Annotated in this window: 8 protein-coding genes; 1 reads left to right on the forward strand and 7 read right to left on the reverse strand. The window is 42.3% G+C overall.

The features are described 5' to 3' along the window. Positions 1–2: 2 nt before the first annotated feature. Positions 3–6,374, reverse strand: coding sequence for an RHS repeat-associated core domain-containing protein (locus Q9R46_RS11860; RefSeq protein ID WP_311280189.1), 6,372 nt, complete (start codon positions 6,372–6,374; stop codon positions 3–5). 66 nt (positions 6,375–6,440) lie between these two features. Further along, positions 6,441–7,949: a fibronectin type III domain-containing protein gene (locus tag Q9R46_RS11865; protein ID WP_311280190.1), complete on the reverse strand. Its 1,509-nt coding sequence runs from the start codon at positions 7,947–7,949 to the stop codon at positions 6,441–6,443. 619 nt (positions 7,950–8,568) lie between these two features. Here Q9R46_RS11865 and Q9R46_RS28575 point away from each other — a divergent pair. Beyond that, on the forward strand, positions 8,569–8,793 hold the full coding sequence (locus tag Q9R46_RS28575) for a tyrosine-type recombinase/integrase (RefSeq protein WP_397386343.1): 225 nt from the start codon (positions 8,569–8,571) through the stop codon (positions 8,791–8,793). A 166-nt stretch (positions 8,794–8,959) separates the two neighbouring features. Here the strand turns inward: Q9R46_RS28575 and glnA are convergent, their stop codons facing one another. The 5 genes from glnA to Q9R46_RS11895 all read right to left on the reverse strand — a co-directional run bounded on the left by glnA (position 8,960) and on the right by Q9R46_RS11895 (position 14,624). Continuing rightward, positions 8,960–10,288, reverse strand: a complete 1,329-nt coding sequence (glnA, locus tag Q9R46_RS11875) for a type I glutamate--ammonia ligase (protein ID WP_145331560.1) — start codon at positions 10,286–10,288, stop codon at positions 8,960–8,962. Between the two features lie 130 nt (positions 10,289–10,418). Then, positions 10,419–10,832: a MerR family transcriptional regulator gene (locus Q9R46_RS11880; RefSeq protein ID WP_056689944.1), complete on the reverse strand. Its 414-nt coding sequence runs from the start codon at positions 10,830–10,832 to the stop codon at positions 10,419–10,421. A gap of 82 nt (positions 10,833–10,914) precedes the next feature. Beyond that, complete coding sequence (locus Q9R46_RS11885; RefSeq protein ID WP_311280191.1) at positions 10,915–12,168, reverse strand: methionine gamma-lyase family protein; 1,254 nt, start codon at positions 12,166–12,168, stop codon at positions 10,915–10,917. 86 nt (positions 12,169–12,254) lie between these two features. Beyond that, positions 12,255–13,541: a GTPase HflX gene (gene hflX / locus Q9R46_RS11890; protein WP_311280192.1), complete on the reverse strand. Its 1,287-nt coding sequence runs from the start codon at positions 13,539–13,541 to the stop codon at positions 12,255–12,257. A gap of 111 nt (positions 13,542–13,652) precedes the next feature. Further along, positions 13,653–14,624 carry an AAA family ATPase gene (locus tag Q9R46_RS11895; RefSeq protein ID WP_154890485.1) on the reverse strand — a complete coding sequence of 324 codons (972 nt, stop codon included), beginning with the start codon at positions 14,622–14,624 and terminating at the stop codon, positions 13,653–13,655. Positions 14,625–14,658 lie beyond the last annotated feature (34 nt).

A 14,658-nucleotide genomic window follows, 5' to 3' on the forward strand; every position in this document is an offset into this window, starting at 1 on the left:
TATTATCCTCCATAATAGTGATGGTTATCATCATTATAGTGAAAATGTTTTAAAAATGTCCCGATTTGTGTTTTGGGATTGCGGGTATACTTAGGTTGCTCCATGTGAATTTCTCCCACTTTTACTCCATCCATTGTGACGACCTTGAATTTATACATATCTCCAGTAAAAGCATCACCAGAATACACCGGATAATAACCCTGTCTAAGAAGCCAAGAATCTACATTACCCACGTTGGTCCAATTATTAGGATTGATACTGGCTGTGAGTATCAATTTTGCATTTACAACATTGCCGTCTCTATCTTTGAATACATCAATAAGACTTGCTTTCCCTTTAGTATCGACATGGGTTACAGTCAAACTGGTTTTGCTAAAATGCGTTATTTTAGCCTCTCCACCATCGCAACCGTTTATCAAATAACTACATCCATCATTACGTAATGCAAGCCCTTGGATTTCAATAACTTTATTAGTTTCCTTGCTTCCCATATTAAAAGCCTTTTTCAAGCCTTCGAGATTAGATTTTTGAGCTGCATTTAGAAGTCCATCGTAACCTGAATACTGATTGATTGGGAGTTTGTCAAACAAATATTTAAGTTGATTTATATATCCTTTATTCATTGATAGTTCTTTGAATTTTTTTGTACTTGGCAATGAATAGTCGTATCCTGAAGGATCCCACCTTGTTAATGGATTATTTGCTACATAAGTATACAAGTTTTGGCTTAATGGATCATCCAGTTTCCCCTCAAATGTATCCTCATTAATAAACCTTCCTGTATTGGGATCGTACCACCGTGCCCGTAAATACTGCAATTGCGTAGTATTATCCCATAACTCTCCCGAGTATAGGAAAGGGTTGTAAACTTTCTCTTCTTTCGACTCTAGATTGCCCCACATATCATATTGATACTTGTTTAGTAACGTGCCATTTGCATCTCGTAGCTCTATAATATCCCCATGTCCGTTAGCTTGAACGTACGACTTGCTTCCATCTTCATATGAAATAGCTTCCAGTTTTGTTCCACGAATATAGTTCGCTTTTAACACTGGTGTGCCATTACGCACTTCAGCTTCAGCAATGATCTGACCTCCATCGTCATAATAGTAACGTGTGGTCACACCCTTCTCGGTGCGCTCAACGAGGAGATTTTCACCATTGTACTCATAGCCTACTGTGGCCGCTTCTGTGGTGACTTGAGTCAAACGATTGCGTGCATCGTATTGATACTCGCTGTTGATCACGTTAACTTCCTTGTCGGACTGCATTGTCAGGCGGTTACCTTGTTTATCATATATATACTGCTCGTTATTACCACTTGCCGTAATAATGCGATCGAGCTGGTCATAAGTAAAGTCATCTTGAACGCCCTTCTGCACACGCTGTATTATATTTTTGTTGTTATCATAACTGTAGCTATATACAGCGAGCGTAGCTTGATCCCGCACTTGCTCAAGCCCCACCAAATCCAGACCGTTATACGTTTTGCGATCATTCAAACCATTCTGTAATTGAGATGATTTTAAAAGTCCATTTTGATAATACGTGTACTGCGCATCCGGGGTGTCCTTTGCTGTACCGACCGATGTCATTCGGTTCATTGTATCATACGTATAGTAAACCGTGTTATTAAATGGCCCCTTCATCTCTGTCCGGTTACCGTTCAGATCATAGGTGAACTCTGTAGTAAGTCCATCCGGATAGGTCATTTTTGTCAATTGCTCTGTTGCTGGATCATATTGATAACTTGTTGTACCCGTGCGATCTGTCATATTCGTGCGTTTACCTATAGTATTTACGCCATAGCTAATTGTTTCATCCGTGCTCGCTTTACTAATCAGGTTACCGCGCAGGTCATACTCATACGTAAAGGTATTGCCGTTGCGATCTATATACTTCGTCAGGTTACCACCAAGCGTATAGTAACTTTTCGTGCTATTGCCTAACTTGTCATTGGTCTGAATGCGACGATTAAACTGATCATAAATATTCTCTTTTATGTTGCCCGCTGGATCAATTGTTTTAAGCAAATTACCTGCCATGTCATAGGAATATTGTATCTGTTCGCCATTGGCGCTGGTTACTTGGCGAAGACGCCCCATCACATCATAGTTGAACCTAGTTATGTTGCCGTTGCCGTCAGTTTGTTCCAACGAATTACCACTAATGTTGTCGTATTTATTTATTGTGAGTGTACGGATTACCTGATCCAACTGCGTTTTCTCTTCAGTCTTGATACCTTTGCCCCATTTGTCGTAGGTCGAAATCTGAATATAACCTTCAGCATCAATACTAGTTACTGTGCGAGCTACATCATCATATTTCATCGCTGTTGCCGTACCATCGGCTCCCGTGGTCATCACAACACGGCTCCAGCTGTCATACGTATTCCGTGTGCGATTTCCCAGTGCATCGTCTATCCAAGCAGTCCGGCCATACGGGTCATATCCGGTACGCTGTGACACCACATAGTTGTTTCCTGAGAAATAACCTTTCTCAATCGCCTGACCAAGTGAATTCCATTTGTTCAATCGCTGCTGACCAAGCTCATCCGTCACTTTGATCGTATTATTGATATCATCGTAATCCGCACGGAGCGTTGTTCCATCCGTTTGTGTTACTTCGATAGTACGGCCAATCTCATCCACATGATACTTGGTTGTACGCTGCTCTGCGTCCGTGGAAGAGATTAAATTACCTGTAGTCGTATCATATTCAGACGATATGTTTACTGGTGTTGTTTTACCGTCCACATCCGTCACCATCATACTTAGACGAGTAGGATATGCATGTTGATAACGACCATCATATTCAAGCGTCGCAATTCTTTCCTGTTTGCCATCCGAGATTCGTTGAGTTAACAAGTTACCGAAAGCATCGTAGGTGTAGTCAGCCTGTGTCAACAGTTCACCACTGGCACTGTCTTTACGGTTCACAATTTGCTTAATGTTACCCAGGTTATCCCGTGTAAGAGCCGTATACTTCTTGTTGGTTGCATCCACCATGTCGGTAACACTCGTTAACCAGTGTCTGGTATCATCATAAGTACTGGTGGTGGTGCGTCCCGTTGCATCCGTTACCGAGGTGATATTGCCGTAGTCATCCAACTGTACGGTGGTTGTTAAGACGTCCTTTGCTTGGTTATCCGTTACTGTAGTTACCGTTGGTGTTGGTGCAGCATAACTACGCCCTTTGACGGTTTTACCATAGGTATTGGTTGTTGTTTGGGTCTTACCCTCTGCACTAACCATGGTCCCATCCAGATAGAACTGGGCTGGTGTATCATTATTAATAAAATCCTTACGGTATTTATATTGCGAATTGGTTAAACCATTGCTCACTGACACAGAAAACGTTGTGTCTTTTGAAAATGTTGCTCCTATATCTGAAGTGTAGCTATAAGTCTGACGGTTGAAATCCTCTGTTGACCCATTTTCATACGTAATCTGATCTTTACGAGAAAACACACGATAGGCATCATTGAACGAATCTTCACCAATGTATCGCTTAACTGTTCCATTCTCATATTCATAGAACGTTTTGGCGCCTGTGTTATGTTGTACAGATGTCAGCAAAGCGTACGGATTAAGTGCCGCACGTTCCGGGCTGAATCCAGGCAGGTTAAACTTGGCATCAGCCAGTTTGTAAGAATACGTTGTTTTTCGTCCCAGCGGATCGATGACCGAATCGAGGAGTTCTATGCCATTTTTCGTCTGTTTGTTATACGTGACTGTACGGTTTCCTTGCATGATCGTTACAGCTGAAGAACTATAGCTGATACGGATTGTATTACCTATAGCATCCTTCACTTGGGTTAACAATTTGCTGTTATATACCGAGTTATTTTCATAGAAAAATTGAACATCATTTTTCTGCCCATCAGAAATCTGGAGTAGGCGTCCATCCGCAGAAAAATATTGCTTGGTTAAGCCATCTGCAGCAGTCATGACTAATGATGAGCCTTCTCCATTTACCGTTATCGAGGTATCTGGATTCACGGTAATACCTTCCCAGTCATACCCTTTAAGCGTATTCCCTGCAATTTCATAGCGGCCACCATCTGCCATGTTCATATACGATTTGCCATTCTCCGTTTCGGTGAAAGGTAGTTTCCATGACCAGCCTTTACCAAGTGGTGCTCGTTTGTCTGCGGCGGCAGGAACCGTTTTGTTGTAGTAGGTGACATCAAAGTTACTACCTACTTGATAAGCTCGTATCTCTGCAGATGGATTTGAGGCCAAGTAATAGTTGTAACTACTATCCATTGAAGTAGAGATCCCTATTCCAGCATTACTATTTACGTTATTTTTCAAATCGTTAACTGCTGACCAATCGGGTGTACCATCCGTGTATAGCGTGATCGATTCAGCCGGACCTTCTGTTACTTCTTGTTCAACCCAAGGCTGTTCTCGGACAGAGTAAGCATAACGATACTGATATGGAGCCTTACCTGCAATCCAAGAATCATAACGCTGTTGAGAGTATTGCCCAGGCTTAACGACACTTCCGACATAAGATTGAGAATATACTCGGGTGTCTGATTCTGGAACGGATACGGACCCGTTATAACGTGCTTCCCATGTTTTAGTACACACATAGTTCGCTACCGATTTATCTGGTGATGGACAAGCTTTCGTAGCCGTCACCGAGGAACGGGTAAGCGTAATTGCTTTGCCCTCAACGGTCGCTGTTTTCGTATCTGGACATGGGCTACCTGAACCTGTCTGAGTCCAGACACCTTTGGAGTCATATTTTCCTGGAATGGAGTTCGTGCACGTCTGTGTTGGAGCAGTAATCGTACGTGCAGGTTGATATTGGCCAGAAATAACCTGAGCACTGCCTGATTTGTTTAATGTCCCACTAAATCCACCTTGATTGTAACTAATACTCGAAGGTAGACTACTGAGACTTCCACTACGTGTTTGTTGCTCCGTGCGGCTTTCCGATGGATTCCAAAAAGCGATTTGTGTACTTGCCGCTTTGCGGGCCTCGGCTTCTGTCGTATACGTGCCTTGTAGTATAGTTGGGGTTTCCAGCACACTCGTTTCATTATCTTTAATTCCATCGCCATTATAATCTTCATGAACCCACTTATTAAGTTTGTATTTTACGTAATATTTGGTTATGATTTTTTTCTTTACTGCTTGATAGCTGAGAAAATAATTGTAGACCGGATACTCGTATGTATTCGTTCCCACAGCCGGATCATAAAACTGGGCCGCATTCGAGTTATATTGCCTTTCCAATGCAAAGGACATTCCCGCACGTCCAGGCAAAGACGCATCGACATGCTCCAACATCAGACCACCACTCATGTTCGAGATGGTTTCTCCGTTTTCACCGACGGTATACGGAGCCTCGTTAAACGACTTTTTAGTATACACTGGTGCTTTTTCCGCGATATGTTTCCCTGGATCTGGGATACTCGTTTGTCCTGCAAGTGGTTTTACATCTGATTTTGATTTTTGCTTTGATGGTGATGATGACTCAGATTCCTTTTTATTTTTTACAGAAGTATCTTTTGTCTCTTTTGCTAATCCTTTTGCAAGATCAGATTTGGATACTTTTTCCGAGATATTCTTCGGTTCTGACTTCGATTCCATCGACGTAGGAGATGTACTTTCTACACTTCCTTGTGATGAGGGTGTTTCCTTGGACTCAACAGCCGGCTTTCCTTCAAGAGTAGAAGTATTTTCGCTTGAAGGTACTGTCGGTTCTTCACCTACATCCTGATTCGTTTGAGGTGCGTTTTCATCATCCGTTGTAGTTTCTGTCGGTGGTGCTGTTTCTTCAGGCTCTTTTGCACCTTCCGATTGGCCATCTGGATCGACCTGTTCTTTCTCCTCACCCTCAGCTTTTTTTTCTTCTTCTTCTTTCGGTTCGTTTTCTTTCTCAAGGTCGGTATCTGGCGGGGCAGTCAGTTCCTCTTCCACTGCGAACGTTTCATACCGTTGCATAATGCTGGATTGATCGGCTTCCACACCCGTAATTGGAGTTTCGTCAGCCACAGCGGAATCTGTATAAACATCACTCGTGACCGTAGCGGATTCATTCACTTCCTGCGGGCGTACTGCCTGCAAGGCTTCATCAAATCCAATCTGTTCGTCTCTAGCTTTATATAAAGCACCGATGACTTCATTTAATGTGTAGCCTTGATCCAAGTAGCTTTGGATAAATCCTTCTGTCCTGTCAAATTGCTCAGCAATCAGAGAAAGGGATTCTAATGGAGAAGGATTTTGGCCTGTAGAAACATCTTGGTCATTTTTCTCTGCCGCGTATGTAGTAGCCGGTATCCAATTTCCAAAAAGTCCTGAAAATACGGACACGATAAGCAGGATGGAAATATATTTTTTTGTAATAGATTGCTTCAAAATGTTCTCCCCGTTCAATAGTGTGTGTGTTTTAACCAGCTATTTTATTTCGAATACGTTTGCTTCTTAAGGAGTAGTCACTGTTGTTTTAATCAGATTTCCATTGGCATCATAAACATATGCAATCTTCTTACCTGAGGTAAATTCAATGCTTGTTAGGCGCCCGGCTGAATCATAGTTATACCTGAAACGATTAATAGCCACTTTCTTTACCACATTGCTATTTTTGGACTCCACACCAGAAGTACCTTTGGTTGTAACATAGAAATTGTATTCCTCATCTGGGTTAAGATTGTTCACTATAAATTCATTCTCTTTTGTCGTGCCAATCAGTTTACTATTTTGATAGATATTAAAGCCATCCCATTTGGAACCTTTTTCTGATAAAGGACTCCACGACAACTGTACTGAGGAACTATTTTTTATTTTAAGTTTTAAGTTAGCTGGTATTTCAAGAGGCTCATCATCAATTGAAATACGTTGAGGACTGCTCACAATAGGCATTTCCCCATATATAGGAACTTGCCCCCAAATGTAAAGATTGGAATTATTATCAATAGCAGCACTCATAACAAAACCAGCAGAGATAGAATTAATATCCTTCAATCCAGGAACTAGTTGGGGAGAAGAATTACTATTTGTAGTACCATTACCTAGTTGTCCAGAACTGTTATTGCCCCATGAAAGAACGCTTCCATCATTTTTTAGAGCTAGCATGTGTGTTTTACCTAAAGACAGTTGTTTGATTGAAGAAAGCTTTTCAATTTTTGCTGGTTTTAAAGAAGGGTTATATGAGAGAACACTTGCGTGATATATCCCATTCATCCAAACATTATCATTAACATCAATTGCGGCACCATAACCTTTGTCATGATAATAATTTAGATATACATGTTTAATTTTAACCGGAAATTCAACACGTGTAGGAGTTAGGCTATTATTTGTGCTTCCATTCCCTAATTCTGAGTACGAATTTGCCCCCCAGCCCCACACTGAGCCTTCTTTAGTAAGTGCATACATTGTAGATCCACCTACAGCGATTTCAACCACATCTTTTAAACCAGGTACTAACGTAGGTTTTGAGCGTGATTCTGTGTCACCCAATCCAAGTTGTCCTACTGTATTTGTTCCCCAAGTGTAAACTAGACCATCGTTAGTAAGAGCTGCCTTAATATCCTTTCCTTCCTGAATACTTTTCACATCTTTTAACTCTATCTCAATAAGAGAATTGCTAGTATTTGTCCCCTGCCAAGTTAATATTTTTCCTTCTTCTGTAATCACATAGCTACTGAGCTCTCCTACTGAAATATCAGCAACATTTTTCAAATTCGGTATTACTTCCAACCCGCCAAAATACGTAGTTGTCTTGCGTCCTAATTGCGCATTTGAGTTATGCCCATACGACCATACTGAACCGTCTCTACCTAAAACTAAGTAATGCAAGGTACCTACAAATACTCGATTACTCTGTTTTTTATTGTCATTGTCTTCTGCCGCTCTAACTACATTAATATTAAGTGAACTTAACATTAATAAGAATGTTACAATGAGAGACAATATTCTTTTCCAATACATTTTGAGCTTCCCCTGCCCTTTTATCAAATTTAAGTCCTCACACTAATTTCCATCTTTTCTTGCAACACCTCACTTTGCACTCCAAATATATTCAAGAGCTTTCTTATTATCAGCGATTATTCCGAAATAAGAAATAGGCTTTTTTTGTATTTATTTGTCTTTATTTGTCGCTAAAATCCCACTTCTATTATTTAATTATATAAAAAATATAAAATACACTTTTATTTGGTATATGTAATTTTTTTAATATAAACATACATATTAAATGAACCTATACAATTTTATATGTAAATTGAGAATTTTAAATTTATCATTATAAATTGTTTAATTATAACTGTGCAACAAAACAGACAGATATTAACCCTCTCCAAAAACCTTTTATGTTATATAATTTCAATCTATTGTCTAAAAAAATAAAACCTCACCAACTATTCCAGTGAAGTCACCTCTAATTATATTTTCTAAATTAAATTGTAGACAATGCAATCTGTAATAGAAACTGCCTCATATTCTCTGTCATTAGAATAATTTTTTCAATAAAAGCTTTTTTAGTCCGAATTTTCTGGCAAAGCTGTCCTTGTACTGTATCCACTGAATATTGAAACAGGATTGCGAAAAGGTGAGGTTGTTGTTCTGGAGTAGTCGGATATCATTTTCTAATGCTTCAAAGAGAATTTTGAGAAAAGCGAGTTTGAGTGAGGAATTAACAATTCATTCCTTGAGACACACCTATGCCGTGATCATGCTCGAAGCTGGAGCTGATATAAATTTGTACAAGAGTAGCTCGGGCATGGCAGTGTGCAAATTACATCAGATGTGTATGCTCATATTTCCAAGAAGTTAGAAAAGCGTAACATTGATAAATATGAAGAGTACTCTTCCCGTATTTTTCAATCAGAAAATCAAAAACCGGGGGACGTTTGGGGACGCAACCTCAATAGAAGTGCACTTCCCTCAAAACGTCCCCCGGCTCATTTCTTCAAAACCCCATAGTTACAAGGTTTTTTCGATTAGTACAACGTGATATATTGATCGCGTTCCCATTGGTGGACTTGTGTTCTATACATGTCCCACTCAATTTCTTTGAGCTCGTAGAAGTGAGCCAGGGCGTGGTCGCCGAGAGCGTCACAGATGACTTCGCTGCGAATCAATTCGTTCAATGCTTCTTTCAGGTCAGCTGGCAAGCTAGGAATGCCTTCTTCCACACGCTCTTCTTCTGACATGATATAGATGTTGCGGTCAATCGGAGCTGGTAAGGAAAGCTCACGTTTGATTCCGTCCAGACCCGCTTTCAATAAAACAGCCAAAGCGAGGTAAGGGTTAGCGGCTGGGTCCGGGTTACGAACCTCAACACGAGTACTCAGACCGCGTGAAGCTGGAATACGGATCATTGGGCTACGGTTACTTGCAGACCATGCTACGTAACATGGTGCTTCGTAACCTGGCACAAGACGTTTGTATGAGTTCACAGTCGGGTTAGTGATTGCGGCAAACGCACGTGCATGCTTCAGCGTTCCAGCCATGAAGTGACGTGCAGTGCTACTCAGGCCCAGCTCGTCCGACTCGTCAACAAAAGCGTTCTCATTGCCACGGAACAAGGATTGGTTACAGTGCATACCGGAACCGTTCATACCAAACAATGGTTTTGGCATAAACGTAGCATGTAGTCCATGCTGACGTGCAATCGTTTTAACAACGAGTTTGAACGTTTGGATCTGGTCTGCCGCTTTCAATGCATCCGCATATTTGAAGTCGATCTCATGCTGACCAGGAGCTACCTCGTGGTGAGAAGCTTCGATTTCAAAGCCCATTTCTTCAAGCGTAATAACGATATCACGACGACAGTTTTCACCAAGATCAGTTGGTGCAAGGTCGAAATACCCACCTTGGTCATTCAGTTCGTTTGTTGGATTTCCTTTTTCATCGGTTTTGAACAAAAAGAATTCTGGTTCAGGACCAACGTTAAAGGAAGTGAATCCCATTTCTTCGGCTTCCTTCAGGTTTCGCTTCAAGATGCCACGTGGATCTCCTGGGAATGGGTTGCCATCTGGCAGATATACGTCACAGATCAAACGTGCGACGCGATTATCCGATACCCATGGGAAAATAAGCCAAGAGTCAAGATCCGGATAGAGGTACATGTCGGATTCTTCGATACGAACATAACCTTCAATGGAAGAACCATCAAACATCATTTTGTTATCCAAAGCCTTAGTTAACTGGCTTACAGGAATCTCAACGTTTTTAATCGCTCCCAGCAAGTCGGTGAATTGCAATCGAACGAATCGTACGTTTTCTTCTTTGGAGATGCGGAGAATGTCTTCTTTTGTGTAACTCATGATTCCTCTCCCTTTCTTATCTGCGTATTTGGCTTGCATGTTATATTTGTACATTAGAATGTTCCACGGGTCAAGGAGTCTGACATCAGAAGTTTGAAATTTACCTCACCCGCCTCGTTAGGTGAACCGATTATTTTTTATTAAAAAAACGAGAAAGTTCACCTTGGATGAGAGATACTTGACCTGGTCTTTTGCCTGACACCAGCTGTTGCTTCAGCAAGCGGTGCAGTTGCGTATCGGACAGTTCTCTACGTTTAACTTCCGTATCCGGCGTAATCACCGTTGCTTCTTCAGACTCTTTCGAGACAGGATTCATCACTTGCTTAATACCTGCAATGTTAACTCCTTTTTCAATCAGAGCTTTAATCTCTAGCAATCTCTCAACATCGTTAAAAGAAAACAAACGCTGATTCCCTGAAGTTCTTGCAGGAACAATCAGACTATGCTGCTCATAATAACGAATCTGTCTCGCGGACAGATCGGTAAGTTTCATTACGATACCGATCGGGAATAAGGCCATATTTCTGCGAATTTCGTCGCCCATGTTCATCAACCTTCCAGTCATCTATTCTTGACCCTATTGTACATTTAGTTGTTACAAAGTGTCAATGACATGTTAGATAAACTCACAATAATTTACGATCTTTCATCGCTTGTAATGCCATCAAAACGCCATATTTAACATGAGAGTAAGTCAATCCACCTTGCATATAACCGATAAAAGGCTCACGAATCGGTGCGTCAGCGGATAACTCCAAGCTTCCTCCTTGGATAAACGTACCTGCCGCCATAATGACAGGATGCTCATATCCAGGCATATCCCAAGGCTCAGGCACAACATGGCTATCCACAGCTGCTGCTTGCTGAATGCCTTGCACAAAGGCGATTAGATGCTCCGCAGAGCTGAATTGCACCGCCTGAATCAGGTCAGTACGCGGCTCATCCCACGCAGGCTTGGTGACGAATCCGGATGCAGCAAACATTGCCGCAGCAAAAATACTTCCTTTAATCGCTTGACCAACAATGGTTGGAGCCATGTAAAGTCCTTGGTAGATGCCTCGGGTTGTCCCCAGCATAGCACCGACCTCTCCCCCAATACCAGGTGCAGTCAAACGATACGCTGCCAGTTGTACATATTTCTCCTTACCACATATGTATCCTCCGGTTTCTGCTAGCCCACCACCAGGATTTTTGATCAACGAACCTGCCATCAAGTCCACACCTACTTCTGTAGGTTCGCGTTCTTCCGTAAATTCGCCGTAACAATTATCTACAAATACGATAACGTCTGGTTTCAACGATTTAACACGTGCCACCATATCTGCAATTTCCGCAATTGTAAACGAAGAACGCCAGTCGTAGCCGCGAGAACGCTGAATGCCTATAACCTTCGTTGCTGGCGTAATAGACTTCTCCACCGCTTCCCAATCCACTTGTCCTGCATTTGTAAGTTCAGTTTCTGCATACCCAACCCCGAAATCACGGAGAGACCCCGTTCCATCACCAGGTTTGCCAATTACTTTATGTAATGTGTCATAGGGTTTACCTGTGATGTACAATAGTTCGTCTCCTGGACGCAATACGCCGAACAGAGCCGTACTTATCGTGTGTGTTCCTGAGGCAAAATGAGGACGCACCAGTGCTGTTTCTGCACCAAACACATCCGCATACACCTCGTCGAGGACCTCACGTCCGCGATCGTTATAGGCATACCCCGTGGAGCCGGAAAAATGATAATCACTTACTTTTCTGCGCTGAAAGGCATCAATTACCTTCCATTGATTGTGATCTACAATACGATCAATCTGATGAAGTTGTCCCTCAATCTGACGTTCCACCTGATGTTGAAGTTCTAGAATAGTTGAATCAAACCTTGCCATCTTGCTTCATTCCCCTTTTATAGCACGAAACTGACGCATTCGAATCAATTCTCGTGTCAACTTATCACATTAATATGTCATGAATATTACAGTTCGATGAAATCTTCAAGTAAATATGCATACTTCTCATACTCACCTTTTTGTAACTCAACTTGATAGATGACATCGTTCTCATCATATTCCGTTCCTACAACGTCTCCGATTTTATAGAGTACAGATGTCAGATCCCCACGTTCCGCCGGAATACGGAATTGCTTCGTATCGCCTGTCAGTTCGGCCTGAATCAATTCACGAACCTTGATCAAATCCGATTCATCAAGTGCACTTATTTTAATATGCTTTTTATCCAAAGGAAGCATCTGCAGTTGTTCCGGCGTGCAGGCATCTTTTTTGTTATACAGAACAAGCTGAGGTTTGTCCCCTGCACCAAGTTGCTGCAAAATGGTATTAACTGTGCTCATCTGATCGTCACGCATTTCGGATGAAGCGTCTACAACATGTAAAATCAGATCAGCTTCATTCGCTTCTTCCAGTGTCGCGCGGAAAGCCGCAACCAGATCATGAGGTAAATTCTGAATAAAACCAACGGTATCTGTCAGTACAATTTCTTTACCACTCGGTAGCTCCATCGTACGTGATGTTGGATCGAGCGTAGCAAACAGCTGATCCTGAATATATACATCTGCAGCGGTTAACTGCTTCAACAACGTTGATTTACCTGCATTCGTGTAACCTACTAAAGCAACTTGAATAATCCCTGCTTTTTTACGGCGCTCTCTGTGCAGTTTACGATAACGTGTGACCTCTTCAAGGTGACGCTTTAGATCATCGATTCGTCCCCGGATATGACGACGGTCTGTCTCCAGCTTGCTCTCACCCGGGCCTCTTGTCCCGATTCCGCCGCCAAGTCGTGATAGATTTTTACCGTGCCCCGACAAACGTGGCAACAAGTAGCTGTGTTGCGCCAGTTCCACCTGAATAATGCCTTCTCGTGTACTGGCACGCTGTGCAAAGATATCGAGAATCAGCTGTGTACGGTCAATAATTTTCAGATCCAAAGCCTCTTCCAGATTTCGGACCTGGGCGCCAGATAATTCCTGATCAAATATTGCTGTCGTTGCTCCCAACTCGTCCGCAACCAGACGAAGTTCCTCCACTTTACCTTTACCGATAAACCATTTCGTATCCCTTGTTTCCCGGTTTTGAGTTAATATACTGAGAACTTCAACTCCTGCGGTTTCAGCCAGCTTCACAAGCTCCTGTACTGAATACTCATGATTAATGCCTGAACGCTTCACTTCATCGGTAACCAGACTGACTAATATTGCTCGGTCTTTTTTGGTTGTATCTGTATCGTGCGTACCAATTGTCATATATATCCCCACTCCCCTGCTCGTATAAATACATTAAACCACGAAAGCTCCGTGGCATAGTCAAAGCCGAACCGGTTAGCCCGGCCGGCTCTGTTAAAAGGTTATTATCGCTTACTTTCGTTCAAACTTCAAATCCTCCGTACGAATAGTCATCAGCTCCAGCTTACCCGGACTTCCATCCGAGTACTGCTCCAGCAAACGAACCGCCTGATGCCGAATTGATCTCTCGATTGCATTCCTTACATACCTTGCGTTACTGAACGCATGCAACGAATCATTCTTTTCCTGAAGAAGATGTTGCTTTAACTTGAGTATGGTCTGCGGCATCAAAATATAATCACGCTCTTTGGCCATAATCTCCGAGATTTGGATCAACTGGTCAATCGTATAGTCTGGAAATTCAACCTGAATCGGAAAGCGGGAAGGCAAACCCGGATTCGTTTGAAGAAAAAAATCAATTTCTTCCGAGTATCCCGCCAAGATCAGAATAAACTGGTTTTTATGGTCCTCCATTGATTTTACAAGTGTATCGATCGCTTCCTTGCCAAAATCCTTCTCCCCGCCGCGAGCCAGACTGTATGCCTCATCGATAAACAAAATGCCACCAAGGGCTTTCTTAACTAAATCTCTGGTCTTCTGAGCCGTATGACCAATATATTCCCCCACAAGGTCAGCACGTTCCACTTCAATAAGATGTCCTTTGTTCAAAACGCCCATCTTCTGAAACATTTTGGCTACGATTCTGGCTACCGTGGTTTTACCCGTTCCGGGGTTGCCTTTAAAGATCATATGATACACGTGTGCACCGCTTAGCAGACCTGCCTCGGAGCGCATCTGCGCAATCTGAAGAAACGCATAAATTTCGAACACCAAATCTTTGATATTTTCGAGTCCAACCAGTTGCTCAAGTTCACCCTGAATTTCCTGAAAATGCGCATGCTTTGTTATACTTTTAGCCGCTTGCACCGAGAGTGCTTCATCTTTAGCGAGTATTTGAGGTTCCTGGTTACGCAATACCACATTAATTTGCCTGGATGGTCTGCCTCCCGGTTGTCCTCCTGCAGCCATGACCCGTCCGTTCATTCGCCATCACCTCTATTTTATCGGGCTGATCTCT

The organism is Paenibacillus sp. RRE4, assembly GCF_031844205.1.
GTDB classification, from domain to species: domain Bacteria; phylum Bacillota; class Bacilli; order Paenibacillales; family Paenibacillaceae; genus Paenibacillus; species Paenibacillus xylanexedens_B.

What these genes read in the sequence shown, in the direction of transcription:
- Q9R46_RS11865 (WP_311280190.1), bottom strand. Translation starts at nt 7,949, where the DNA reads ATGTATTGGAAAAGAATATTGTCTCTCATTGTAACATTCTTATTAATG.
- glnA (WP_145331560.1), bottom strand. Translation starts at nt 10,288, where the DNA reads ATGAGTTACACAAAAGAAGACATTCTCCGCATCTCCAAAGAAGAAAAC.
- Q9R46_RS11880 (WP_056689944.1), bottom strand. Translation starts at nt 10,832, where the DNA reads ATGGGCGACGAAATTCGCAGAAATATGGCCTTATTCCCGATCGGTATC.
- Q9R46_RS11885 (WP_311280191.1), bottom strand. Translation starts at nt 12,168, where the DNA reads ATGGCAAGGTTTGATTCAACTATTCTAGAACTTCAACATCAGGTGGAA.
- hflX (WP_311280192.1), bottom strand. Translation starts at nt 13,541, where the DNA reads ATGACAATTGGTACGCACGATACAGATACAACCAAAAAAGACCGAGCA.
- Q9R46_RS11895 (WP_154890485.1), bottom strand. Translation starts at nt 14,624, where the DNA reads ATGAACGGACGGGTCATGGCTGCAGGAGGACAACCGGGAGGCAGACCA.